This is a genomic window from Niallia sp. RD1, from assembly GCF_024219955.1.
Taxonomy (GTDB): Bacteria; Bacillota; Bacilli; order Bacillales; family Cytobacillaceae; genus Niallia; species Niallia alba.
This window is the reverse complement of record NZ_CP100420.1, coordinates 4,584,361-4,607,119: the sequence shown is the minus strand read 5'-3', so window position 1 is coordinate 4,607,119 and position 22,759 is coordinate 4,584,361. Positions and strand designations below refer to the sequence as shown.

24 protein-coding genes are annotated in these 22,759 nt (G+C 36.7%); 23 read left to right on the top strand and 1 reads right to left on the bottom strand.

Features of this window, described 5'->3' with window-relative positions; all coding sequences use genetic code 11:
• Positions 1–19 precede the first annotated feature (19 nt).
• The 13 genes from NKG37_RS22230 (at position 20) to NKG37_RS22175 (ending at position 12,006) form a co-directional block, all read left to right on the top strand.
• Positions 20–1,123, top strand: a complete 1,104-nt coding sequence (locus tag NKG37_RS22230) for a prephenate dehydrogenase (RefSeq protein WP_016203045.1) — start codon at positions 20–22, stop codon at positions 1,121–1,123.
• Between the two features lie 16 nt (positions 1,124–1,139).
• Positions 1,140–2,429 (top strand): 3-phosphoshikimate 1-carboxyvinyltransferase, encoded by a 1,290-nt coding sequence (gene aroA / locus NKG37_RS22225; protein ID WP_016203046.1) that lies wholly within the window; start codon positions 1,140–1,142, stop codon positions 2,427–2,429.
• Positions 2,430–2,565: 136 nt separating this feature from the next.
• Positions 2,566–2,691 (top strand): hypothetical protein, encoded by a 126-nt coding sequence (locus NKG37_RS26205; RefSeq protein WP_302183199.1) that lies wholly within the window; start codon positions 2,566–2,568, stop codon positions 2,689–2,691.
• Between the two features lie 21 nt (positions 2,692–2,712).
• Complete coding sequence (locus NKG37_RS22220) at positions 2,713–3,465, top strand: hypothetical protein (RefSeq protein WP_254415350.1); 753 nt, start codon at positions 2,713–2,715, stop codon at positions 3,463–3,465.
• 23 nt (positions 3,466–3,488) lie between these two features.
• On the top strand, positions 3,489–4,751 hold the full coding sequence (locus tag NKG37_RS22215; protein WP_254415349.1) for a tetratricopeptide repeat protein: 1,263 nt from the start codon (positions 3,489–3,491) through the stop codon (positions 4,749–4,751).
• A gap of 140 nt (positions 4,752–4,891) precedes the next feature.
• Positions 4,892–5,437 (top strand): ReoY family proteolytic degradation factor, encoded by a 546-nt coding sequence (locus NKG37_RS22210; protein WP_101730957.1) that lies wholly within the window; start codon positions 4,892–4,894, stop codon positions 5,435–5,437.
• A gap of 261 nt (positions 5,438–5,698) precedes the next feature.
• Positions 5,699–6,127, top strand: coding sequence for a UPF0236 family transposase-like protein (locus tag NKG37_RS22205; protein WP_254415348.1), 429 nt, complete (start codon positions 5,699–5,701; stop codon positions 6,125–6,127).
• Positions 6,036–7,016 (top strand): ISLre2 family transposase, encoded by a 981-nt coding sequence (locus tag NKG37_RS22200; protein WP_254415347.1) that lies wholly within the window; start codon positions 6,036–6,038, stop codon positions 7,014–7,016. The genes NKG37_RS22205 and NKG37_RS22200 overlap by 92 nt, the downstream gene beginning before the upstream one ends.
• A gap of 198 nt (positions 7,017–7,214) precedes the next feature.
• Positions 7,215–7,808 (top strand): lipoprotein heptaprenylglyceryl N-acetyltransferase LhaT, encoded by a 594-nt coding sequence (locus NKG37_RS22195; RefSeq protein ID WP_016203051.1) that lies wholly within the window; start codon positions 7,215–7,217, stop codon positions 7,806–7,808.
• Between the two features lie 72 nt (positions 7,809–7,880).
• The gene (gene ypjB, locus NKG37_RS22190) at positions 7,881–8,693 is read left to right on the top strand and encodes a sporulation protein YpjB (RefSeq protein ID WP_016203052.1); all 813 of its coding nucleotides are present in this window, start codon (positions 7,881–7,883) and stop codon (positions 8,691–8,693) included.
• Positions 8,694–8,754: 61 nt separating this feature from the next.
• A complete protein-coding gene (locus tag NKG37_RS22185; RefSeq protein WP_169188773.1) occupies positions 8,755–9,429 on the top strand; it encodes a zinc metallopeptidase in 675 nt (224 codons plus the stop codon).
• A 167-nt stretch (positions 9,430–9,596) separates the two neighbouring features.
• Entirely contained in the window at positions 9,597–10,823 is a 1,227-nt protein-coding gene (locus NKG37_RS22180) for an MFS transporter (protein WP_169188772.1), read from the top strand.
• A 157-nt stretch (positions 10,824–10,980) separates the two neighbouring features.
• Positions 10,981–12,006: a serine hydrolase domain-containing protein gene (locus NKG37_RS22175; protein WP_169189692.1), complete on the top strand. Its 1,026-nt coding sequence runs from the start codon at positions 10,981–10,983 to the stop codon at positions 12,004–12,006.
• Positions 12,007–12,095: 89 nt separating this feature from the next.
• Here NKG37_RS22175 and NKG37_RS22170 read toward each other — a convergent pair whose 3' ends face one another.
• Positions 12,096–12,974 (bottom strand): YitT family protein, encoded by an 879-nt coding sequence (locus tag NKG37_RS22170; RefSeq protein WP_101730958.1) that lies wholly within the window; start codon positions 12,972–12,974, stop codon positions 12,096–12,098.
• A 1,316-nt stretch (positions 12,975–14,290) separates the two neighbouring features.
• Here NKG37_RS22170 and NKG37_RS22165 point away from each other — a divergent pair.
• The 10 genes from NKG37_RS22165 to panD all read left to right on the top strand — a co-directional run bounded on the left by NKG37_RS22165 (position 14,291) and on the right by panD (position 22,634).
• Positions 14,291–14,623 carry a nucleotide pyrophosphohydrolase gene (locus NKG37_RS22165; protein ID WP_016203057.1) on the top strand — a complete coding sequence of 111 codons (333 nt, stop codon included), beginning with the start codon at positions 14,291–14,293 and terminating at the stop codon, positions 14,621–14,623.
• Between the two features lie 224 nt (positions 14,624–14,847).
• The gene (gene dapB, locus NKG37_RS22160; RefSeq protein ID WP_169188771.1) at positions 14,848–15,648 is read left to right on the top strand and encodes a 4-hydroxy-tetrahydrodipicolinate reductase; all 801 of its coding nucleotides are present in this window, start codon (positions 14,848–14,850) and stop codon (positions 15,646–15,648) included.
• Between the two features lie 13 nt (positions 15,649–15,661).
• A complete protein-coding gene (gene mgsA / locus NKG37_RS22155; protein WP_169188770.1) occupies positions 15,662–16,108 on the top strand; it encodes a methylglyoxal synthase in 447 nt (148 codons plus the stop codon).
• Positions 16,098–16,811 carry a bacillithiol biosynthesis deacetylase BshB1 gene (gene bshB1 / locus NKG37_RS22150; RefSeq protein ID WP_169188769.1) on the top strand — a complete coding sequence of 238 codons (714 nt, stop codon included), beginning with the start codon at positions 16,098–16,100 and terminating at the stop codon, positions 16,809–16,811. Before mgsA ends, bshB1 begins: the two co-directional genes overlap by 11 nt.
• Positions 16,808–17,962, top strand: a complete 1,155-nt coding sequence (bshA, locus tag NKG37_RS22145) for an N-acetyl-alpha-D-glucosaminyl L-malate synthase BshA (protein ID WP_169188768.1) — start codon at positions 16,808–16,810, stop codon at positions 17,960–17,962. Before bshB1 ends, bshA begins: the two co-directional genes overlap by 4 nt.
• Positions 17,946–19,151, top strand: a complete 1,206-nt coding sequence (locus tag NKG37_RS22140) for a CCA tRNA nucleotidyltransferase (RefSeq protein WP_169188767.1) — start codon at positions 17,946–17,948, stop codon at positions 19,149–19,151. Before bshA ends, NKG37_RS22140 begins: the two co-directional genes overlap by 17 nt.
• Positions 19,136–20,119, top strand: a complete 984-nt coding sequence (locus NKG37_RS22135) for a biotin--[acetyl-CoA-carboxylase] ligase (RefSeq protein ID WP_254415346.1) — start codon at positions 19,136–19,138, stop codon at positions 20,117–20,119. The genes NKG37_RS22140 and NKG37_RS22135 overlap by 16 nt, the downstream gene beginning before the upstream one ends.
• 405 nt (positions 20,120–20,524) lie before the next feature.
• The gene (gene panB / locus NKG37_RS22130) at positions 20,525–21,361 is read left to right on the top strand and encodes a 3-methyl-2-oxobutanoate hydroxymethyltransferase (RefSeq protein ID WP_016203064.1); all 837 of its coding nucleotides are present in this window, start codon (positions 20,525–20,527) and stop codon (positions 21,359–21,361) included.
• Complete coding sequence (gene panC / locus NKG37_RS22125; protein ID WP_254415345.1) at positions 21,361–22,221, top strand: pantoate--beta-alanine ligase; 861 nt, start codon at positions 21,361–21,363, stop codon at positions 22,219–22,221. The genes panB and panC overlap by 1 nt, the downstream gene beginning before the upstream one ends.
• 29 nt (positions 22,222–22,250) lie before the next feature.
• The gene (panD, locus tag NKG37_RS22120; protein ID WP_016203066.1) at positions 22,251–22,634 is read left to right on the top strand and encodes an aspartate 1-decarboxylase; all 384 of its coding nucleotides are present in this window, start codon (positions 22,251–22,253) and stop codon (positions 22,632–22,634) included.
• The last annotated feature ends 125 nt before the right edge of the window (positions 22,635–22,759 follow it).

Sequence of the window (22,759 nt, the reverse complement as noted above, 5' to 3'; positions counted from 1 at the left end):
AATAGAAGGCGGTGCTAGAATGAACGGTCGCGTCTTCATAATAGGTTTAGGACTTATAGGTGGATCGTTAGCTTTATGCATAAAAAAAGAACACCCAGAAAGCATCATCACTGGTTACGATATTTCACAGGATAATTTGAAATTAGCGAGCATGCTAGGTGTTATTGATGAACGCTCAACAACAATTGAAGAAGGAGCAAAATCGGCTGATCTCATTATTCTTTCTACACCAGTTAAAGAAACAGAAAAAATCATGGAAACTCTTTCTAAAATGGAGTTAAAACAAAATGTATTAATAACAGATGTTGGGAGCACCAAGTCTGTTATAACGAAAAAATCGCAAGTGCTATTAGATAAAGGCATAACCTTTATCGGAGGACATCCGATGGCGGGATCTCATAAAAGTGGAGTGTCTGCTTCAAAAGTGATACTTTTTGAAAATGCATTTTATTTATTAACTCCTCCTGAAAGAGTTAATGATCAGCATGTTCAACACTTGCTGAAATGGTTACAAGGAACGAATGCAAAATTTCTTGTTATTTCTCCAGAAGAGCATGATTTATTAGCAGGTGCAATCAGTCATATGCCTCATATAGTTGCGGCATCTTTAGTTCACCAGGCAGATCATATTAGTGAACAACATAAACTGGTAACAAGATTAGCTGCTGGTGGATTCAGAGACATAACTAGAATTGCCTCTAGCAGTCCTTCTATGTGGCGAGACATATTAATACATAACAAAAACGTATTAATGGAGTTAATGAATGACTGGAAAAAGGAAATGGATAAAGTCCTCTCATTTATTGAAAAGGAACAAGCAGAGGAATTATATGACTATTTCGCTAGAGCTAAAAAGGTAAGGGATGGCTTGCCTCAAGATCAAAAGGGTGCGATACCGGCGTTTTATGATTTATTTGTTGATGTACCCGATTATCCAGGGGTAATATCTGAAATTACTGGTTATTTAGCAAAAGAAAATATAAGTATAACTAATATTCGAATAATGGAAACTCGGGAAGAGATTTTTGGAATCTTGGTTATTAGTTTTCAGACAGAGGAAGATAGAGTAAGAGCACAGAAGTGTATTGCTTCTTATTCAAATTATGATACTACGATTGGATAGAACGAAGGTGAATCAATTGAATTTAATAACACTTAAACAAAATACTTACGGATTAAAAGGAGAAATTACAGTACCAGGTGATAAATCAATTTCTCATCGTTCCATTATGTTTGGATCGATAGCAAAGGGGAAGACGAGGGTTACCAATTTCCTTTTAGGGGACGATTGCTTAAGCACTATCTCTTGTTTTCGAAAATTAGGAGTATTAATAGAACAGAATGAAGAAGAAGTAGTTATCCACGGAAAAGGTACAGAAGGACTACAAGAACCAAAAGAAATTTTAGATGTTGGGAATTCTGGTACAACTATCAGGTTATTAGCGGGAATATTATCAGGTTTGCACTTTCATAGTACATTAATCGGTGATTCTTCGATTGGTAAGCGTCCAATGACAAGAGTGGTTACTCCATTAAGAGAAATGGGTGCGAAAATTGATGGAAGAGAAGATGGTAAGTATACTCCTTTATCTGTTCGCGGGGGCGACTTACAAAGTATAACTTATCGTTTGCCAGTAGCAAGTGCCCAAGTAAAATCCGCTATTCTATTTGCTGGTCTAAATGCAGATGGTGTTACAAAAGTAATTGAGCCAGTCGCTACAAGGGATCATACCGAAAGAATGATAGAGCGATTCGGTGGAGAGATTAGCAGACAAGGAAATGAAATTTATGTAACAGGTGGTCAGAAGCTTACCGGAACGGACATTCATGTTCCTGGGGATATCTCTTCAGCGGCATTCTTCCTAGTGGCTGGTTGTATTGTTCCTAACAGCTATATTACGTTGAAAAATGTTGGCCTAAATCCGACGAGAACAGGAATATTGGAAGTTCTTCAAAACATGGGAGCAACCATGGAATTTCAAAAAAATGATGCTGATATTTTTGAACCTACAGCAACCATTACAGTATCAACAAGTGATTTGAAGGGAACTACGATTGGAGGAAACATCATTCCGAAATTAATCGATGAAATCCCGATTATTGCTTTGTTGGCAACACAAGCAGATGGTGTAACGATAATAAAAGATGCCCATGAATTAAAGGTAAAGGAAACAAATAGGATTGATACAGTAGTGTCAGAGCTAAAAAAATTAGGTGCAGATATACAAGCAACAGATGACGGAATGATCATCAAGGGAGGAAAGAAGCTCACTGGAGCGAAAGTAGACTCTCATGGTGACCATCGTATTGGCATGATGCTTGCAATTGCTTCACAGATTTGCGAAGGAGAACTTATTCTTGAAAATGCGAATGCGATTGCAGTATCCTATCCCTCTTTCTTTTTGCATCTTAATAACTTAGCTGTTTAAAGATAAAAAATCGTCGATGAACTTTATGTTTATCGACGATTTTTTGCTTCTACAGACAATCAGAAAATCTTGATTTGTGGAATATTTGCTAACTCTAAATCATAGCTTGTCTAAAAAGACTAGGTGGTGATTTGGGATGCAATATATTATTGAAGATATACATTTATTAAAGCGGCAAAGGGTAAAAAAGACTTCAATCCTTATCGAGGAAAATCGAATTGAATTGTTGAAAGAAAAATTCCACTCCTACCAATACATGTGAATGGATGGAAATCCTTATATAATGACTCCCACTACAGTTATTTTAGAAAATCAAGTGAAGCAAATTACTTCTACTTCTCAACAAAGAAATTATATAGAAGAGAATTTAATCAAAAAAGGATGTACAACCTTTCTTTTTTATTTAGAAGTAAAAAGAGAAAGGGAATTGCCCATACAATTAAAGAAAATGAAGAATCAACTACTAAATTGTGCAATTGATTATGTAACAGGAGTAAAAATTCCTTTGAAATTATTGTCACCTAGTTTTGTCCGCGCTTGCAAAAGAGAAAAACTTCCCGTCTTATTTATAGAAATTGAGGAAGTAAAGGCATTGTATCAAGTTCCATGGGGCTGGATTAAAGAGGCGCTATTCCCTTATAATGCACCATTAGTTCCGATTTTTTTAATGGAAGATGAGCAAGAAAAGAAAATGGCTCAAAATATATGGTCAAGATTAATGAGAGATGTTAAAATACCAGCTATTCCCCATGAAATAAAAGAAGGGATAGCAATTGCCTATCCTGATTTAGTAAAAATGGGGATATATCCATTTAAAGGAAATATTTATCAAGGTGGAGAAGTAACATATAATTTATTTGCTTTCGACGATTCAATCATAAATATTGAAGAAAATGATTTGTTTCATTATCATTATGATAGAATACAAATGACTATTCACAAAGGAAAATGTATTCGAGCAGGGGATAAAGTATTTTACCGTCCCGGCTATGGTGAATTACTTGAAGTAAAAGTACCTTCCTTCCTGACAATATAGAAGGAGATTAGAGAGGATATCATATGGAAAGAGTTAATGAAATTATCGCTTTATTAGAAGACGGACAACAAGAGAAAGCGTTGAAATATTATCAAGATGTATTGAAATCGGGTAATAATGAAGAAAGATTTGTGCTAGGAGAGGAACTATTCCAGCTAGGATTTTTGGAAGAAGCAAAAGATCTCTTTTTAGTTTTACTGGAAGGTTATCCCGAAGAAGGAGAATTGCTTGTCTTAGTTGCAGAAGCGGAAATGGAATTAGGGAATGAGGAAATAGCGATTTCTTATTTAGAACAAATCAACCCGAATGATCCTTCTTTCCCTCAAGCATTGCTATTGCTTGCAGATCTTTATCAAATGGATGGGCTGTATGAGGTCAGTGAACAGAAATTGAAAGAAGCAAAAAAAATCCTGCCAGATGAAGTGATTATTGATTTTGCGTTAGGGGAATTATATGCCGAACAAGGGAAAATTACTGAAGCAATTAAGTCCTACCAAAAAGTATTACCTACAGAGGAAAATATCGCTGGAGTAAATATCAATGGAAGAATCGCGGATAATCTAAGTGCTGGAGGAGCATTTGAGGATGCTATTTCTTATTATGAAAAAGCATTAGAAGAAAAAATCGAGATAAATACACTTTTTAATCTGGCTTTGACAGCTTCGCAAGCTGGTTTATATACGATTGCTATTAATCGCTTTGAAGAGGTAAAAGGTTTGGATCCCTCTTACCATTCTTTATATCTATATTTGGCTCGTGCGTATGAACATGAAGAAATGCTTGATGATGCGTATAATACGGTAGTCGAAGGGATAAAGCAAGATGAGTTTAATAAAGATTTATACCTATATGGTGGTAAATTAGCTTTAAAACTTGGGGACGAACAAAAAGCGGAGGAACAATTTAGAGAAGCGCTTGCGATTGATCCTGAATTTACAGAAGCAGTTCTTTTGTTGAATAAGTTATTTTTAACACAAGATCGATTTGAAGATGTTCTAGAGCTAATTGAGATGATGGATAAGCTCGAAATAGAAGAGCCACAGCTACATTGGGATGCTGCCAAAGCATTTCATGGAATTGAAAAATATTCAGAGGCATTAAACAAATATCAATTAGCATATACTTTCTTTAAAGAACTTCCAGATTTTCTATATGATTATGGATATTTTCTTTTAGAAGAAGGAAAAAGAAGGGATGCTGCCGAAATTTTTAATATGCTTTTACAAACAGATCCAAGTAATGAGGAGTATATTGAAATATTGCAACGCCTTATGGATAACGAATAAGTGTTTGGATGAAAATCTTTGAAAATCATTGTACCAAGAGGCTTATTGGCCGCTTAAGAATTGTCATTTCCTTAGGAGCGATGCAGGTAAAACAGGTTGGATAATAAAAATTTGTTGCAAGCAGAGGAGGGAATTACAAAATGAAAACCCCTGTATCTGTCAACGAAAAAAAAGACTTCATTCGTTGGTTTTTGAATCACTATCAATTGAAGAGACGGGAATGTGTATGGATTTTAAATTATCTTATGAGTCATGATCAATTGATGGAAAAAGTCCATTTTGTTGAAAATGCAGAAAAATGTCCAAGAGGTTTAATTATGTCCACGCATTGTGTAGATGAAGTACCTTTTAGATTTTATAAAGAAAATGTGATGACAACAGATGCAGAAAAGTCTTTTCATGATATTAGACTAAATCGAGATGAAGATATTTACATTCAGCTCAACTTTTACGCATCAAATCAAGTTCATCAGTATGCGGCTGTGTTGGTAGAAAATCCATTTATGCCGAAAAAGCTGCAAATTACCGAAAAAGATAAAATGATTGCAGAACAGTTTTTAGTAAACAGTATAGAAAAATTCCAAAAGGAAAAAATTCTCCAGTTAATTGATGAAGCGTTAGATAATGGCGATAAAGAGATGTTTAACACCTTAACGAATCAATTAAAATACTTGCAAAATAAATAAAAAATAAATAGTTAATCCCGAATGGTTAGAAACTATTCGGGATTTTTGTATGTACTGTATGAGTAAAATGTTTGTGGGAGAATAAATATCCTTTTTGTCTAGTTGGGGGACGAGTCCCCCAACTAGACAAAAAGGCCACCAAGCGAAAGCGCGGTAGCTGGAAAAAATTAAGTATTAAAAAAGAGAGCTTCCTTTTGTAAAGTAGAGTTTGACTGAACACTACGAAAAGGAGAGGCTCTCATGAATCAATGTAACACAAAAATGCCATCATTAAAAGAATTGGAAAAAACTTTATTTCGAACACTACAAATGACGTTTCAAGAAATCCTTGTTCAAACGTTAGAAAATTGGGATCAAGAGATTGCCAAGCAACGAGACAAAAGAAGATTTGCTTTACGTGATAAACGAGAAATACGATTAGATACAGCGTTTGGAGCTGTGGAGCTGAAGCGTAATTATTATTTTGATCGTGTGACTAAAAAATATATTTGTCTATTAGATCACTATTTACAGTTTCAGGGGAATAAGGGATTTAGTCCGCTACTAGAAGAATGGGGGGCTAGAACTAGCGACGAATGGCTCCTCCTATCGAAAGGCGGTGGAAACGTTCGAACAATTTTTAGGCTATTCGGCGATGAGCCACGAAGCATTACGGCAACATCTTCTTCAAACAAGCGTACTTCCCGCTAAGGAAAAACGCCCTTTTCAAAAGGTATTGTTTGTCGAAGTAGATGGATTATATGTGAAGAGTCAAGAAAAGAAAAAGCGTGGATGGGAGTTGAAATTCGCCGCTGTACACGAGGGATGGAAAGAAAACGGAAAGCGAATCAGGCTCCGAAATAAAAGGCATTTTCTTTATGAAGGAAAAGAACCCTTTTGGGAAGCCTTTGAAACGTTCTTACAGAATAATTATGCGTATGATCCTACCCAAACCTTGCTTATTATTAATGGTGATGGAGCAGGCTGGATAACGGCATGTCGGGAGTATTTTCGGGAACGCGCCTTTTTCACCATGGACCGTTTTCATGTCGCTCGTTCGATGAAGCAACTAATGAAGAGCCATCCTCGATACCGCTACATGAAAAGAGCGTTAAAAAACTACCAGGTAGAAACATTACTTCTAGAGTTGAATAGCGCAGTAGGAACAATGGATACACCAGAAAAAGAAGAAAAACTAGAGCATTTCCTTGCCTTTTTAACGCATCATCAGGAAACCATAAAAGATTACCGTAGTTGGTTACAGGAGAAAGGCGTGGACACGACAGCGTATCGTCCAATGGGAAGTGCAGAAGCAATGATGAATCAATTAGCCAAACGATTAAAAAATGGAAGAGCATGGAGCAAAAAAGGCGTCATGAGCATGGCGCGCTTGTGGATTGGATTGAAGGATGACCTATCCATCCAAACGATATATGGGAAATGGGAAAAAGCCACGGAAAAATCAAAGAAAGAGCATCGACCGAAAAGAAAAATACCCACAAAATTAGTAACAGAAACCGTGCGTCAGAACATGCCATACTTAAATCAAGCGATTGGAAAACCCGTTCACTTTGCCTTACAGGGATTAAAAGGTTTTTAAAAAATGAGAGAATCAACAGTTGGAAGAACAAAACCAATTGGAAAGCGGATACAAACTTAGAGGTTTTACTTTATAAAAAAGGGAGCTAAAAAAACTCCCACAAAAACTTGACTCAATCGTATGTACTCTCCCATTTTCCTGTTCATAGTAAACTATGGTAAAATAGTATGAGAAGGAAAAGGAAAAGGGGAAAATAGAGTGAGATATATTTATATGATATTAAGCAATCGATCTTTTTTAGGATTATTGCTCATTATTAATATAGTTGGAACGGCATATGGGTATTATTGGTACAAAACTCAGTTAGCAGAAACACCGACGAGGTTTCTACTCTTCGTTCCTGATAGCCCGACAGCTAGTCTTTTTTTCGTGTTTGTATTAATAGCATTTCTGTGGAAAAAGAACTGGCGGCTTATGGAAGCATTAGCATTAGTTACATTGTTTAAATACGGAATTTGGGCGGTTGTAATGAATTTTCTTGTCTATTTTGAAACAGGAACAATCGGGATTGATTCATGGATGCTCATTTTTTCACATGGGGCTATGGCGATTCAAGGTTTGCTGTACATTCCTTTTTATCGTTTTAAATGGGTTCACATTATTCTTGCAGCTATATGGACTTTACATAATGATGTAATAGATTATGTGTTTAAAATGATGCCGAAATATAGTGTCTTGGATCAATATATGGCAAATATCGGCTACTTTACATTCTGGCTGAGTATTTTAAGTCTAATGATCGCATTCTACGCATTTAAAAAAAGCGAACAAATGCAGTGGAAGATTCAATAGAATTATGATTTTTTAGTCTAACCTTGTCCAACTCATCATACATTTTTAATAGTAGATAGAGGAGGGACAAGAATGAAGGCTAAATTGGTTATGTTGTTAATGATATTGATTTTACTTTTGCCTATCTCTTATTCTGTGTATGCAGACCAAAAATCGCCTGCTAAAGAATTAGATGAACTAGATACACTGTCAGATGAGGTATTGCAGCTTGTACGATCAGAACGCTATGAGGATGCAAAAAAAATTCTTGACTATTTTTCGAATCAATTTAGCTCAGCAACGGTAAATGGGAGTGCATTTACGCTTGATGAGCGGAGAATTTTAACTGGTACACATGATGAAGCGGTAGAGGCAATTACCAATCCATCGATTAATAACGATGAACGGATTAATTCAGTAACGAAATTTCGATTGGCAGTTGATGCTGTTTCATCGGGGGAACAACCGTTGTGGACACAAATGGAAGAGCCTGTAATGACAACCTATCGAGATATGAAGGATGCTATTATTTCTGAAGATAAAGAAAGATTTAACGAGAAGTTAGATTCTTTCCTATCGTTATATCAAATTATTCATCCGAGTCTTAAGCTAGATGTTTCTACTACGCAATTTCAAGAATTAAATTCCCTCGTTGAATTTATGAATACGTATCGCTTGCAAGTCTTTAATCAAAAAGGTCAGCTAGAAGAAGTAAGTCAATTAGAAGGCGAATTACAAGATGTTTTCAATCAGTTGTATGAAGATGAGGCAGATCCTTCTTTATGGTGGGTAATTATTTCTACAGGAAGTATTATCATCCTTACTTTATCATATGTAGGGTGGCGAAAATACCTCGGGGATAAAGCGGAAAAAAGGCAAGCTAAACAAAAAAGGGATAATATTTGACTTTGGTGTTTTTCCTGCTTACAATAAAAATATACTACAAGATGAAATAGGGGGAAAAAACATGATTTTTGTATATTTCATATTAATAATTCTCATACCTATTTGGGCACAAATGAAGGTGAAAAGCGCATATAAAAAATATTCAAAAGTAGCTTCTTCTTCACAAATGTCTGGTAGAGAGGTAGCGAGAAGAGTATTGGATTCCAATGGGCTATATGATGTATCTGTAGAAGAAACAAGAGGCGTCTTGTCAGACCATTATGATCCTCGCTCTAAAGTGGTGCGTTTATCCACTGAAAATTATCACGGCCATTCTGTTGCAGCAGCAGCTATCGCAGCACACGAAGTTGGTCACGCTATCCAAGATCAACAAGAATATTCTTTCTTGCGATTCCGTTCGGCATTAGTACCAGTTGCTAATTTCGGAAGTAATGCATCTTGGATTTTTATCATGATTGGCATCTTCGCAAGATTGGATGGAATGTTATTACTTGGTATTATCTTAATGGCTGCCGGTGTATTGTTCCAATTTGTTACACTTCCAGTAGAATTTAATGCTTCAAACCGTGCGATGGATCAGGTGGTTTCATTAGGGATTATTAGAAATGATGAAGAGAGAGAAACGAAGAAAGTACTTAATGCAGCAGCACTAACCTATGTAGCAGCAGCAGCAGTAGCGGTTCTCGAGCTAGTTCGTTTACTTTTAATTTATACAGGTATGTCGAGAGACGAATAGAAATTAAAAAAGATGCAAAAGGACTTACCTTTTTGCATCTTTTTTTTGTTGTGATTAATATCTATTTATTTTGATTCTTCGAAAAAATATAGATTCCAAACTTTTCTAGGTGTATAATTAACAATGCCATTTACATAAACGAATAACAAGGAGAAAGAAGGGTTTTTTTGCAAACTGCTGAATATTTACAAGGTAAAAAGCAACAGGAGCTGACGGTTTATCGGATTTTATTTGCGATAAGCCTAGGGCATTTTTTGAATGATTGTATGCAATCTGTTGTGCCAGCTTTGTTTCCTGTTATCCAGCAGTCGATGGGGTTTAATTATACTCAAATTGGCTGGATTGCTTTTACCTTAAACATTACATCATCTATTCTACAGCCGTTTTTTGGGGTTTTGGCAGACAAAAGGCCTACACCTTACTTATTGCCAATTGCTATGTTCTCCAGCTTAATAGGGATGTTTGGGCTTGCACTTGCACCCAATTTTTATTTAGTTTTAGTATCGGTTTTATTTATTGGTTTTGGCTCAGCAATTTTTCATCCAGAAGGTTCACGTGTTTCCTATATGGCAGCAGGAGCAAAACGAGGGCTTGCCCAATCGATTTATCAAGTCGGCGGGAATGCTGGTCAATCATTAGCGCCAGTTTTTACGGCATTTATTTTTGTAAGAACAGGCCAATTTGGAACTATTTGGTTTACGCTTCTGGCTACAATAGGGATCATAGTATTATTTCAAGTATCCACTTGGTATAAAAAAGAACTGTATATTAGAAATCCACAAAAGAAACAACAAACGAAGCGTGCATTTGTTGTCAATAAAGAAATTATTGTTGCGGTATGCTTATTGATTTTCCTAGTATTTGCTCGTTCTTGGTATGGTGCGGGGATCAGCAACTTTCTTCACTTTTATTTAATTGAGAAGTTTGGTTTAAGCATCGAAAATGCACAAATATTTGTTTTTGTGTTTTTACTTGCTGGTGTTATCGGAACTTTCCTTGGTGGGCCGCTGGCAGATCGTTTTGGAAAAAGAACTATTCTTCTATTTTCACTTGTAGGCTCTGCTCCCTTTGCCTTACTTCTACCACATATGCCTTTTTGGCTAATTGGACCTTTATTATTTATAATTGGTTTTATTTTGCAGTCTAGCTTTAGTGTAACCGTAGTTTATGCTCAAGAGCTGCTCCCAGGTATGATTGGTCTTGTATCAGGATTAATTGTCGGATTAGCGTTTGGTATGGGAGCTCTTGGTGCAGTAATCTTTGGCGTTATCGGAGATGCATTTAGCTTGCAAGCGATTATGATTATCTGTAGTATGCTCCCGCTTCTGGGGATATTAACGTATTTACTGCCAAGTGATAAGCGTGTAAGTGAAATTCATTCCACATTAAAATAAGAAAACAGGATAGAAAAGTAATCCTGTAATAGATAGCTTAATTAGATTAGCCTTGAGACAAATACGGTCGATTTTTTTGTGTGAAAAAACTATGGGATCGATCGTATGTTCGTTTTGTGTGGTATAATAGTTTTAAAAACATAGGAGGGCTATGATGATGTTTGCCGCTTTAAATGTGAAGGAACGAATGGAGCATTATAAAATAGCTGGCTTAAGTCTAGCGCTAATCCAAGATGGTAAGATTAATGGTACTGAACAATATGGTTTAAAGGAAGCGGATACAGAAGATAGAGTTAATGAAAATACAAGCTTCCATTCCTGTTCCATTAGTAAATTCATGACAGCAATCCTTGTTTTGAAACTAGTAGAACAAGGTTATCTTGATTTAGATGAAGAAATTAATGCTAAACTTACTTCTTGGAAGTTAAAAGCTAGTGAGCAGATAAAAGGAAAAACGGTTACTTTAAGAGATCTTCTGAGCCATCAATCAGGAATTATTGATCCTGAAGGAAGTTTTAGCGAATGGAAAGAAAACGATGAAGTTCCTACTATATTAGATATTTTGAAGGGGAGCACAACCTATTGTAGGGGGCCGATTAAGGTAGAATGCGAGCCAAAAAGTGAATTTCATTACTCGGATGCAGGATTTTGTATTATTCAACAATTGATTGAAGATACTTTAAAGAAATCTTTTAAAGAAGTGATTAAAGAATCCCTCTTCCAGCCGTTGCAAATGAATAAAAGTTTTATTGATATAACTGGTCTTGAAAATATCTCTTCTGGTCATAACAAAAATGGAGAGCTTATCTCCAGAAAATACCCTTTTTATCCATATCCAGCAGCCTGTGGTATTTGGACAACGCCTTCCGATTTAGCAATATTAGTGTTGGAATTAATGAATGCTTTGGAAGGAACAAGTCAATTAGGAATATCGATAAAAAATGCGAAGGAGTTGGTTAGCCCTCAAGGAAATGTAAATTGGACAGGACTCGGTGTATTTTTAGACAGTTTCGATAAAGATGTTGAAATTTCTTCATTAGGATGGGGGATTGGTTTTCAGTGTATGCTTGTTGCCTACCCGTCATTAAAAAAGGGTGCGGTAATTATGACAAATACAGATTTAGGTGTTCATCAAATGAAAGGGCTGATAGGAGAAATTTATTCTTCCTTTTTTGGGAATTAATAATCAGTTTGGTTAATAGTATAAAATTGTATCCACTTTATATCTATTAAAAAAAGATAGATGTAAAGCTGAATACAATTTTTTTTAAATTATTTCTCGAGAGGCTGTTTATACTCATCTAAAGTAAAACCTTCGCCCATTACATCATGAACGACACTAACAGACACAAATGCATGTGGATCAATGCTTGTAATAATACTTTTTAAACGAACAATTTCTGTTTTTGCTACAACACAATAAAGGACTTCCCGGTCTTGTTTAGTGAAAGAACCATGTCCTTTTAATACTGTAACCCCACGATCCATTTCGCTCATAATTTTATTAGCAATTTTCTCATTTGAGTCAGAAATAATCATCGCTCCTCTTGCCGCATATGCGCCTTCTTGAATGAAATCAATGACTCTTGTTCCTACAAAAACAGCTACTAATGTATACATCGCTTCTCTGTATGAAAGATAGGTAAGTAGTGACAGAGCGATAACACAAAAGTCGAAAACGAACATTGTTTTTCCCATACTCCATCCAAAATACTTAAAACCTAATCTCGCAATAATATCTACTCCCCCAGTTGTCCCGCCATAGCGGAAAATAATTCCTAAGCCGACACCAATAAACGTTCCTGCAAATAATGCCGCAAGAGTTAAATCTTCAGTGAGAGGAATATGTAACTCGATTTTTGGAAGTTGAAAAAACCATAGGAAAATAGACACCGCTACTGTTCCAATAATCGTGTAAATAAACACATTTTTACCTAATAATTTCCACCCGATAAGAAATAAAGGAATATTTAGCAGTAAATTTGTGATCGAAGGATCCCAATTCCATAATGCGTATAATAATAGTGTAATTCCTGTAAAACCGCCTTCAGCCAAATTGTTTTGCATATTAAAATGAACAATACCGAAGGAAAATATCGCAGATCCTAATAGGATAAATAAGACATTTTTGATTTTAATATTTTTAAACATCGATTCGCCTACTTTCTCTCTGTACAAAATGCATTGCTATTAGCGTATCCATTATATCGAATCACATTCAGTTGGGCAATGGAGGAAGAATAAATGAAACATAATAAGAAATAAGAGATGGAACATAAAGTTAGTACATTTTTTACGTAGTTATAGATTTATCCCACTCTTAACGGACAGTAAGACTCAACCGTAAGCTTATGAGAATACGAGGAAGATAGGTGGGAGATCAACTGTCCGTAAAGGTCCGATTGGTTCAACTAACCATCAGTGGGGGAGGAGGGAAAACCCCCACAGATGGAAGTTTCACTTTATCCCACTCTTAACGGACAGTAAGACTCAACCGTAAGCTTATGAGAATACGAGGAAGATAGGTGGGAGATCAACTGTCCGTAAAGGTCCGATTGGTTCAACTAACCATCAGTGGGGGAGGAGGGAAAACCCCCACAGATGGAAGTTTCACTTTATCCCACTCTTAACGGACAGTAAGACTCAACCGTAAGCTTATGAGAATACGAGGAAGATAGGTGGGAGATCAACTGTCCGTAAAGGTCCGATTGGTTCAACTAACCATCAGTGGGGGAGGAGGGAAAACCCCCACAGATGGAAGTTTCACTTTATCCCACTCTTAACGGACAGTAAGACTCAACCGTAAGCTTATGAGAATACGAGGAAGATAGGTGGGAGATCAACTGTCCGTAAAGGTCCGATTGGTTCAACTAACCATCAGTGGGGGAGGAGGGAAAACCCCCACAGATGGAAGTTTCACTTTATCCCACTCTTAACGGACAGTAAGACTCAACCGTAAGCTTATGAGAATACGAGGAAGATAGGTGGGAGATCAACTGTCCGTAAAGGTCCGATTGGTTCAACTAACCATCAGTGGGGGAGGAGGGAAAACCCCCACAGATGGAAGTTTCACTTTATCCCACTCTTAACGGACAGTAAGACTCAACCGTAAGCTTATGAGAATACGAGGAAGATAGGTGGGAGATCAACTGTCCGTAAAGGTCCGATTGGTTCAACTAACCATCAGTGGGGGAGGAGGGAAAACCCCCACAGATGGAAGTTTCACTTTATCCCACTCTTAACGGACAGTAAGACTCAACCGTAAGCTTATGAGAATACGAGGAAGATAGGTGGGAGATCAACTGTCCGTAAAGGTCCGATTGGTTCAACTAACCATCAGTGGGGGATGAAAGAAAACCCCCACTGATGGAAGTTTCACTTTATCGTCAAAAATATTTGTAAAAATGGTTTAGATTAGCTAACATGGAATTGGATAAGATTACTTATTGACTTAAGAGGTGCTTATATTGAATCAGGATAAAACAGTTAAAGATATTCAAAGAGAAGTAGATGAATACATAGGACAATTTAAAGAAGGCTATTTTAGCCCGCTGGCAATGCTTGCTCGTTTGACCGAAGAGTTAGGAGAATTGGCAAGAGAAGTAAATCATTACTATGGAGAAAAGCCAAAAAAAGAAACGGAAAAAGAAAAAGAAATTACGGATGAGATTGGTGATATGCTGTTCGTGTTAACTTGTTTAGCTAATTCTCTAAATATTGATTTGGAAGAAGCACATAATCGTGTTATGCATAAATTTAATACACGTGATAAAGATCGCTGGACAAGGAAAGACCAATAAAAAGCTGTTTTCTAAAGGATTGTTGTTATTCAATAGGAAAAAAGGAGCAGCCGGAATACATGTAGACTCCTGTGGGATTAGCGAGACAGATGAACCCCGGAGGCGAAGCTGAGGAGGCTCATCGCGAGCCCTACGGAGAGCGAATTGTATTTCAGTTGCGGGGATTAGTCACAAACTTTACGAAAACAACCTAAAGAAAAAATACATAGTAAGGAGATAACACATTGAGTAAAGTAAAAATCGTAATCGCAGGACCTAGAGGCAGAATGGGAAAAGAAGCTGTTTATTTAATGGGAAGAACGGAGCAATTTGAGCTTGTTGCAGTTTTAGACCACAAGAATGAAGGGAAAAGCTTAAAGGAGATAGAAGGCTTTTCCTCCTATGATGTACCAATTTATACGGATATTGAAAAATGTTTACAAACAGAAAAGCCGGATGTCCTTATTGATTTGACAACGCCAGAATTTGGAATGCACCATGCAAAAACTGCTTTAAGCTATGGAGTTAGACCAGTAGTTGGAACAACTGGATTTACAAAAGAAAATTTAGCTGAATTAGAAAATTTATGTGAAGAAATGGATCGTGGCTGTATCATAGCTCCAAACTTTGCTTTAGGTGCTGTGCTAATGATGAAATTCTCTAAAATGGCTGCACGCTATTTTGCAGATGTGGAAATTATGGAAATGCATCATGATCAAAAGTTAGATGCACCATCAGGGACTGCTGTAAAAACAGCCGAGCTTATTGCGGAAGTCAGAGAAAGTAAAAAACAGGGTCATCCAGACGAAAAAGAAACAATTCTAGGAGCAAGAGGGGCTGACTTTGATGGTATGCGAATCCATTCCACTCGTTTACCAGGTTTAATTGCCCATCAACAGGTAATGTTCGGGGCAGAAGGAGAATCGCTAACGATTAAACATGATTCCTTTAATCGCACTTCGTTTATGTCAGGCGTTAAATTTGCGGTAGAAGAGGTATTGAAAGTTAATGTATTGATATATGGGTTAGAAAATATAATGGAGTAGGAGTGGATTTAGGATGAACATTGCTTTAATTGCTCATGATAAAAAGAAAAATGATATGGTCGCTTTTGTCGTTGCTTATAAAAAGATATTTGCAAAGCATACATTATACGCAACAGGAACAACAGGTGCGAGAATTCAAGAAGCAACAGGGTTAGATGTACATCGATTTCATTCAGGGCCGCTCGGCGGAGACCAAGAAATAGGTTCATACATCGCTAATAATGATATGGATATGGTGTTTTTCTTTAGGGATCCTTTAACAGCGCAGCCTCATGAACCTGATGTTACAGCATTAATCCGTTTATGTGATGTTTATTCTGTCCCGCTAGCAACAAATATGGGAACTGGAGAAGTATTAATTCGAGGACTCGAGCAAGGAGATATAGATTGGAGAAAAATAGTTCATGGAAAGACAGAACCAGTGGCAAAAAAATTCACAGAAAAACTCAATGACAAGTAATGAAATCGATATACTAGCATTTGGTGCTCATGCCGATGATGTTGAAATCGGTATGGGAGCAACCATTGCAAAATATGCTTCACAAGGCAAAAAAATTATCATTTGTGATTTAACAGAAAGCAATCTTTCTTCAAATGGAACGGTAGAAAGACGCAAACAAGAAGCAAAAGAAGCAGGAAAAGTGTTAGGAATTGTTGATAGAATCACATTACAGATTCCTGATCGTGGATTATATTTAGAGGAAGACATCATTCAACAAGTGGTGGAAGTAATACGTGCGTATAAACCTAAGATAGTTTTCTCCCCTTACTGGGAAGATAGACATCCAGATCATGGGAATTGCACGAATATTGTGAAAGAAGCTGTTTTTTCTGCAGGAATAAGAAACTACAGTGCAGGTAACACAAATGCGCATAAAGTTCAAAATCAATACTATTACATGATAAATGGTTTTCATAAACCCGATTTTGTCATTGATACAAGTGAGTATATGAAGAAGAAGGAAGCTAGTTTAAATTGTTATCAAAGCCAATTTGTAAAAGGCGAAAACAGTGTGGACACTCCGTTGACAAATGGTTACATCGATACAATTGAAGCAAGGGAAAAGCTTTTTGGAAAAGAAGTAGGTGTCCTTTATGCGGAAGGATTTATTAAATCTAACCCAATATTATTAAATCAAGATTTATTAGGTGGAGACAAATGAAAAAATTAAAAATTGGCATAACCTGTTATCCGACAGTTGGCGGCTCAGGCGTTATAGCAACAGAATTAGGAAAAATGTTGGCAGAAAGAGGGCATGAAATTCACTTTATCTCCTCCAGCATTCCTTTTCGTTTAAATAAAATGTATCCCAATATTTATTACCATCAAGTGGAAGTAAATCAATATGCTGTTTTTCAATATCCGCCATATGATTTAGCGCTAAGCAGTAAAATGGCTGAAGTAATTAATCGAGAAGAGTTAGATTTGCTACATGTTCACTATGCGATCCCTCATGCTGTTTGTGCTATATTAGCTAAACAGATGAGCAACAGGGATGTCAAAATAGTTACAACCCTACACGGAACCGATATAACAGTATTAGGATATGATCCATCCCTTGCAATGGGAATTCGCTTCGGAATTGAAAAATCTGATCTTGTAACAGCTGTTTCAAATTCTTTGATTGCACAAACATATGAGGTAATTGAGCCAAATAAAGAAATTATACCTGTTTATAATTTTATTGACGAGCGAATTTATCGAAAGGTCGATGTAAGTCATTTGAAAAAAGAATTCGCTATTTTGGATACGGAAAAAGTCGTTATTCACGTCTCGAATTTTAGAGGTGTGAAAAGAGTTACAGATGTTGTAAAAGCATTTAAACATATATCTGATCAAATTCCAGCAAGATTATTGCTTGTTGGTGATGGTCCTGAAATGTCGAAAGTAACCAAATTAGTAGATGAATTCCAATTGAGACATAAAGTATTGTTTCTTGGAAAACAAGAAAATTTGGAGGAATTATATTCTTTAAGTGATTTAATGCTTCTTCTATCGGAAAAAGAAAGTTTCGGCTTAGTAGCGTTAGAAGCGATGGCATGTGGGGTTCCGGTTATAGGGACGAATGTTGGCGGTATTCCAGAAGTAATCGTTCCAAATGAGACAGGATTTATTTGTGAACTTGGCGATGTGGAAGATATTGCGGAGCATTCAATTAAGCTTTTGACAGATGAAAAGAAACATGCGCAATTTGCGCAAAATTCTATTTCGAGAGTGCGCGATTATTTCCGTGCAGATATCATAGTTGACCATTATATAGAGATTTATAAATCAATCTTAGAAACTGGTGAACCGAATGATAAATCCTTTTAAAGAAGCTCTCCCCATTATTAAAAAAATCGAGGAAGCTGGTTATGAAGCTTATTTTGTAGGAGGAGCAGTACGAGATTATTTATTAAATATACAAATTAATGATATCGACATTGCATCCTCTGCTACACCGGAAGAAATTAAAGCTATCTTTCCTCATACCATTGATGTCGGGATTGCCCACGGGACAGTTATGGTAATATGGAACCAAGATACATATGAAATAACAACTTTTCGAACAGAGTCCACGTATCTAGATTATCGCAGACCCGAGCAAGTATTCTTTGTACGCGAATTAAAAGAAGACTTAAAACGCCGAGATTTTACGATAAATGCAATGGCGATGGACAAAAATGGTCAAATTATCGATTATTTTAATGGCGAAGATGCCTTAAAAAAGAAAGAAATTAAAACAGTCGGCAATCCAAACGAACGCTTTCAGGAAGATGCTTTAAGAATGATGCGGGGAATTCGATTTGTCAGTACCTTAGGCTTCCAGGTAGAGATGGAAACACTAAAGGGGATCGTTGACAATCAGCAATTGCTTTCGAAAATAGCAGTAGAAAGAATAACCGCTGAATTTGAAAAACTTTTACAAGGTCGATGGTGTTCTGACGCTCTAGAAATCATGATAGAAACAAAGCTGTATCGATTTTTACCAATGCTTGAATCAGCTGAAAAAGCGATTTCTCAGTTAGCGAAATTGCATCTGACCAAACTCGAATTGCCTGAAAAATGGGCTGTTTTACTCTTATGTTTGGGAGTAAAGGATAAGCAGCAGATAGAGCTGTTTTTGCGAGCGTGGAAGCTGTCAGTTAAGCAAATAAAGACTGTTCAAAAAATAATCTATTGGATTTTGCAAAGAGAACAGATGTCAACTTGGTCAAGACAAGCGCTTTATTTTGCTACATTATCTATTGCAGTTAGTGCAGAGAAAATATATCACCTTCTATGGAATCAAGATATATGTTCAGATATTTCTAGCTTAGAAGAGCAATACAGGAAGCTGCCAATTAAATCAAAGGAAGAGCTTGCGATTAGTGGGAATGATCTTTTAAGATGGACAGAAAAAAGGCCTGGACCGTGGATAAAAGATGTGCTGTCACTAGTTGAGTCGAAAGTCGTGGAACAAAAACTTCCTAATGACAAGCAATTAATAAAGGAGTGGCTACAACGATGTCATCAGATATAAGAAAAGGATTGATTGAAGCCTTTACTAACAGCCCTGATACGTATTTATCTGGTGAATCACTTGCTGACCTTTTAGGCTGTTCACGAACAGCGATTTGGAAACATATTGAGGCATTACGAAAAGATGGCTTTATTTTAGAGGCTGTCCGTAAAAAAGGTTATCGAATTATAAGTTCACCGGAAAAAATTGTCTCAAATAAAATTTTATTTGGATTAAATACAAAGTTCGTAGGAAGAAATATCCATTTTGAAGAATCAGTAAATTCGACTCAAAATATTGCCCAGAGACTTGCGCTAGAAGGGGCAGAGGAAGGCACGTTAGTTGTAGCAGAAGAGCAATTAGGTGGTAGAGGGCGTTTAGAAAGAAAGTGGCAATCACCTAAATATAAAGGAATATGGATGAGCTTAATTCTAAAGCCTAGTATACCGATAATGAAAACGCCACAGCTAACACTGCTTACAGCTGTTGCAGTCGTTCAAGGGATCCAAGAAGTAACTGGAGTACAAGCAGATATCAAATGGCCCAATGATCTATTGGTGAATGGAAAAAAGTTAACAGGTATCTTAACAGAGATGCAAGCTGATAGCGATAGGGTCCATTCTTTAATCATCGGAATAGGGATAAATGTTAATCAACAACTTGAAGACTTTGCCGCAGAACTTCAGCCTAGTGCAACTTCTATTTATCTTGAAACAAAAACAAGCTGGGATCGAGCAAAAATTATTCAAGGGATTATGATGCACCTTGAAAAATTATATCTTCTATATTTAGAGAAAGGCTTTTATCCTATAAAAATATTGTGGGAAAGCTATTCCATCAGTTTAGGACAAAAGGTGACTGCCAATACGCTAAATGGAAGTATTGTTGGGTTTGCTAAAGGAATTACTGATGATGGTGTTTTATTGCTTGAAGATGAGCAAGGTGTAATCCATTCCATTTATTCAGCGGATATTTTAATGGAAACATAAATTGCCCATAGTCAGTAGAGTAAGGTTTTTGTTATAATGCTTTTGTCGGGCAGTATCTTAATGAACTGCACCCATTTGTTTAAATGTGCATGAACCATAATTTAATCTGCCTAGATCCACAATTGGACAAGGACAGAGGGATGAAAATAGAAACATAAAACAATCCTTCTATGCTTTGTAGAAGGTTTTTTGTTTGGCTGTTTTCTAAAAGGATTGTTGTTTTTTCAATCGGAAAAAAGAATTAGTTGGAAAAATGGAGCAGCCGAAATACGCGAAGACGCCACGCGGGGATTAGCGAGACTGTCTGAGACTCCGGAGGCGAAGCTGAGGAGACTTAAGCCTAGCCCCACGAAAAGCGAAGTGTGTTTCCATTCCCTCTTCCTATTTAAAAGGAGGAAAAACTTAGTGAAAGCTACAACAGACTTTATCAAAATGAAGCAGAAGGCTGAAAAGATTACGATGATCACAGCATATGATTATCCTTCAGCTAAATTAGTTGAACAAGCAGGAACAGATTTAATTTTAGTAGGCGATTCTTTGGGAATGGTTGTACTTGGATATGAGTCAACAGTACCTGTAACGATGGAAGATATGATTCACCATGGAAAAGCGGTAAAACGCGGAGCTAAAGATACGTTTATCGTAATGGATATGCCGTTTATGAGCTATCATTTATCTAGTCGCGATACACTAATTAATGCAACACGCTTAATCCAAGAAACTGGCGCTAATGCTGTGAAAGTAGAGGGCGCGGATGATGTTATTGACCAAATAAAAATCTTAACAAATGCCGGGATACCAGTTATGGCACACTTAGGTTTAACACCTCAATCAGTAGGTGTATTAGGTGGATATAAAGTACAAGGGAAAAGTTCAGATGAAGCAAAACTGCTTGTTGAAAATGCATTGAAATGTCAAGCGGCAGGAGCTTTTGCGATTGTATTAGAGTGTGTGCCGATGCAAGTTGCGAAAGAAGTAAGTGAAAGGCTGGAGATTCCAACAATCGGTATTGGTGCTGGAAGTGATACAGACGGGCAAGTTCTTGTTTACCATGACATTATCACATATGGCGTTGAGCGTGTTGCAAAATTTGTGAAGCAATATACGAATGTGAACGAAGCGATTTCTCTTGCTATCGACCAATATATTTCTGAGGTTAGAATTGGTGCTTTTCCTGAATTAAAGCATAGTTTTCAAATGAAACCTGAAGAAGTGAAAAGCTTATATGGAGGAAAAGCCTAATGAACATTATCACTAACCCACAGCAATTGCAGGAGCTGTCAACTCAATTAAAAAAGGATCAAGTAACAATTGGATTTGTTCCAACGATGGGTTATCTTCATGAAGGTCATCGAGCACTTCTCAAAGCTGCCAGAGAGCAAAATGATATTGTTATCATGAGTGTGTTTGTGAATCCATTGCAGTTTGGACCAAAGGAAGATTTAGCTTCATATCCACGAGACTTTGAGCATGATAAACAGGTGGCAATGGAAGAAGGCGTAGATTATTTATTTCATCCAGCTGTCGAAGCAATGTATCCTGTGCAAATGTCTGTGACAGTAAAAGTGGAACGACGTACAGATTGTCTATGTGGCAGATCGAGACCGGGTCATTTTGATGGGGTAGCAACGGTTTTAATGAAACTGTTCCATTTAGCTCAACCGACAAATGTTTATTTTGGCAAAAAAGATGCACAGCAAGTTGCTGTTGTAGATGGATTAATTGAAGACTTTCATTTTCCTATTAATCTAGTTGCTGTTAATACTGTTAGAGAAGAAGATGGATTAGCAAAGAGCTCTAGAAATATTCGTTTAACTCCAACGGAAAGGCAAGAAGCTGGAATTCTATATAAATCGCTTAGTATTGCTAGAAGTGAATTAATAAAAGGGAATGTTGATGTAGAAGCACTAAAGAATTCCATTATTGCTCTCGTCGAAAAAGAGTCAAGTGGAAAGGTCGATTACTTTGAGATACTAACCTATCCTCAATTAGAGCCGCTAAAGGAGCGAACAGGGAAGGTTATAATTGCGATTGCAGTTCAATTTAGTAATGCGAGATTAATAGATAATATTATCTTTGAATTAAGCAATGCACCTAGATAAACATATTAAGATAATGGAGGGTTATCCAAATGTTTCGGATAATGATGAACGGAAAAATCCATCGAGCAACTGTAACGGAAGCAAACTTAAATTATGTTGGCAGTATTACAATCGATGAGGATATTTTAGATGCAGTTGGAATGGTAGCGAATGAAAAAGTCCAAATTGTAAATAACAATAATGGAGCAAGATTAGAAACATATATTATCCCTGGAAAGAGAGGAACCGGGACTATTTGTTTAAATGGAGCAGCAGCAAGACTTGTACAAGTCGGTGATATCGTTATTATTATTTCTTATTGTTATGTTTCAAACGAAGAGCTAATTCATCATCAACCTAAAGTTGCTATTATGGATGAATATAATCGCATTACAACTATTCTTCACCAAGAACCAGAAAAGACAGTCTTGTAATAAATCGAGGCTGGAATATAAATCTTTCAGCTAAAGATAACCCCCAACAATCATACGAAGTGTTAACAAAATTTCGTATGATTGTTGGGATTTTTTATTGTGTTTTTTCTAATTTTGAATTCAAA

Excerpts from the sequence above, each read along its gene's own strand:
- NKG37_RS22230 (WP_016203045.1), top strand. The coding sequence starts at position 20 with ATGAACGGTCGCGTCTTCATAATAGGTTTAGGACTTATAGGTGGATCG.
- NKG37_RS26205 (WP_302183199.1), top strand. The coding sequence starts at position 2,566 with ATGCAATATATTATTGAAGATATACATTTATTAAAGCGGCAAAGGGTA.
- NKG37_RS22220 (WP_254415350.1), top strand. The coding sequence starts at position 2,713 with ATGACTCCCACTACAGTTATTTTAGAAAATCAAGTGAAGCAAATTACT.
- NKG37_RS22215 (WP_254415349.1), top strand. The coding sequence starts at position 3,489 with ATGGAAAGAGTTAATGAAATTATCGCTTTATTAGAAGACGGACAACAA.
- NKG37_RS22210 (WP_101730957.1), top strand. The coding sequence starts at position 4,892 with ATGAAAACCCCTGTATCTGTCAACGAAAAAAAAGACTTCATTCGTTGG.
- NKG37_RS22205 (WP_254415348.1), top strand. The coding sequence starts at position 5,699 with ATGCCATCATTAAAAGAATTGGAAAAAACTTTATTTCGAACACTACAA.
- ypjB (WP_016203052.1), top strand. The coding sequence starts at position 7,881 with ATGAAGGCTAAATTGGTTATGTTGTTAATGATATTGATTTTACTTTTG.
- NKG37_RS22185 (WP_169188773.1), top strand. The coding sequence starts at position 8,755 with ATGATTTTTGTATATTTCATATTAATAATTCTCATACCTATTTGGGCA.
- NKG37_RS22175 (WP_169189692.1), top strand. The coding sequence starts at position 10,981 with ATGTTTGCCGCTTTAAATGTGAAGGAACGAATGGAGCATTATAAAATA.
- NKG37_RS22170 (WP_101730958.1), bottom strand. The coding sequence starts at position 12,974 with ATGTTTAAAAATATTAAAATCAAAAATGTCTTATTTATCCTATTAGGA.
- mgsA (WP_169188770.1), top strand. The coding sequence starts at position 15,662 with ATGAACATTGCTTTAATTGCTCATGATAAAAAGAAAAATGATATGGTC.
- bshB1 (WP_169188769.1), top strand. The coding sequence starts at position 16,098 with ATGACAAGTAATGAAATCGATATACTAGCATTTGGTGCTCATGCCGAT.
- bshA (WP_169188768.1), top strand. The coding sequence starts at position 16,808 with ATGAAAAAATTAAAAATTGGCATAACCTGTTATCCGACAGTTGGCGGC.
- NKG37_RS22140 (WP_169188767.1), top strand. The coding sequence starts at position 17,946 with ATGATAAATCCTTTTAAAGAAGCTCTCCCCATTATTAAAAAAATCGAG.
- NKG37_RS22135 (WP_254415346.1), top strand. The coding sequence starts at position 19,136 with ATGTCATCAGATATAAGAAAAGGATTGATTGAAGCCTTTACTAACAGC.
- panC (WP_254415345.1), top strand. The coding sequence starts at position 21,361 with ATGAACATTATCACTAACCCACAGCAATTGCAGGAGCTGTCAACTCAA.
- panD (WP_016203066.1), top strand. The coding sequence starts at position 22,251 with ATGTTTCGGATAATGATGAACGGAAAAATCCATCGAGCAACTGTAACG.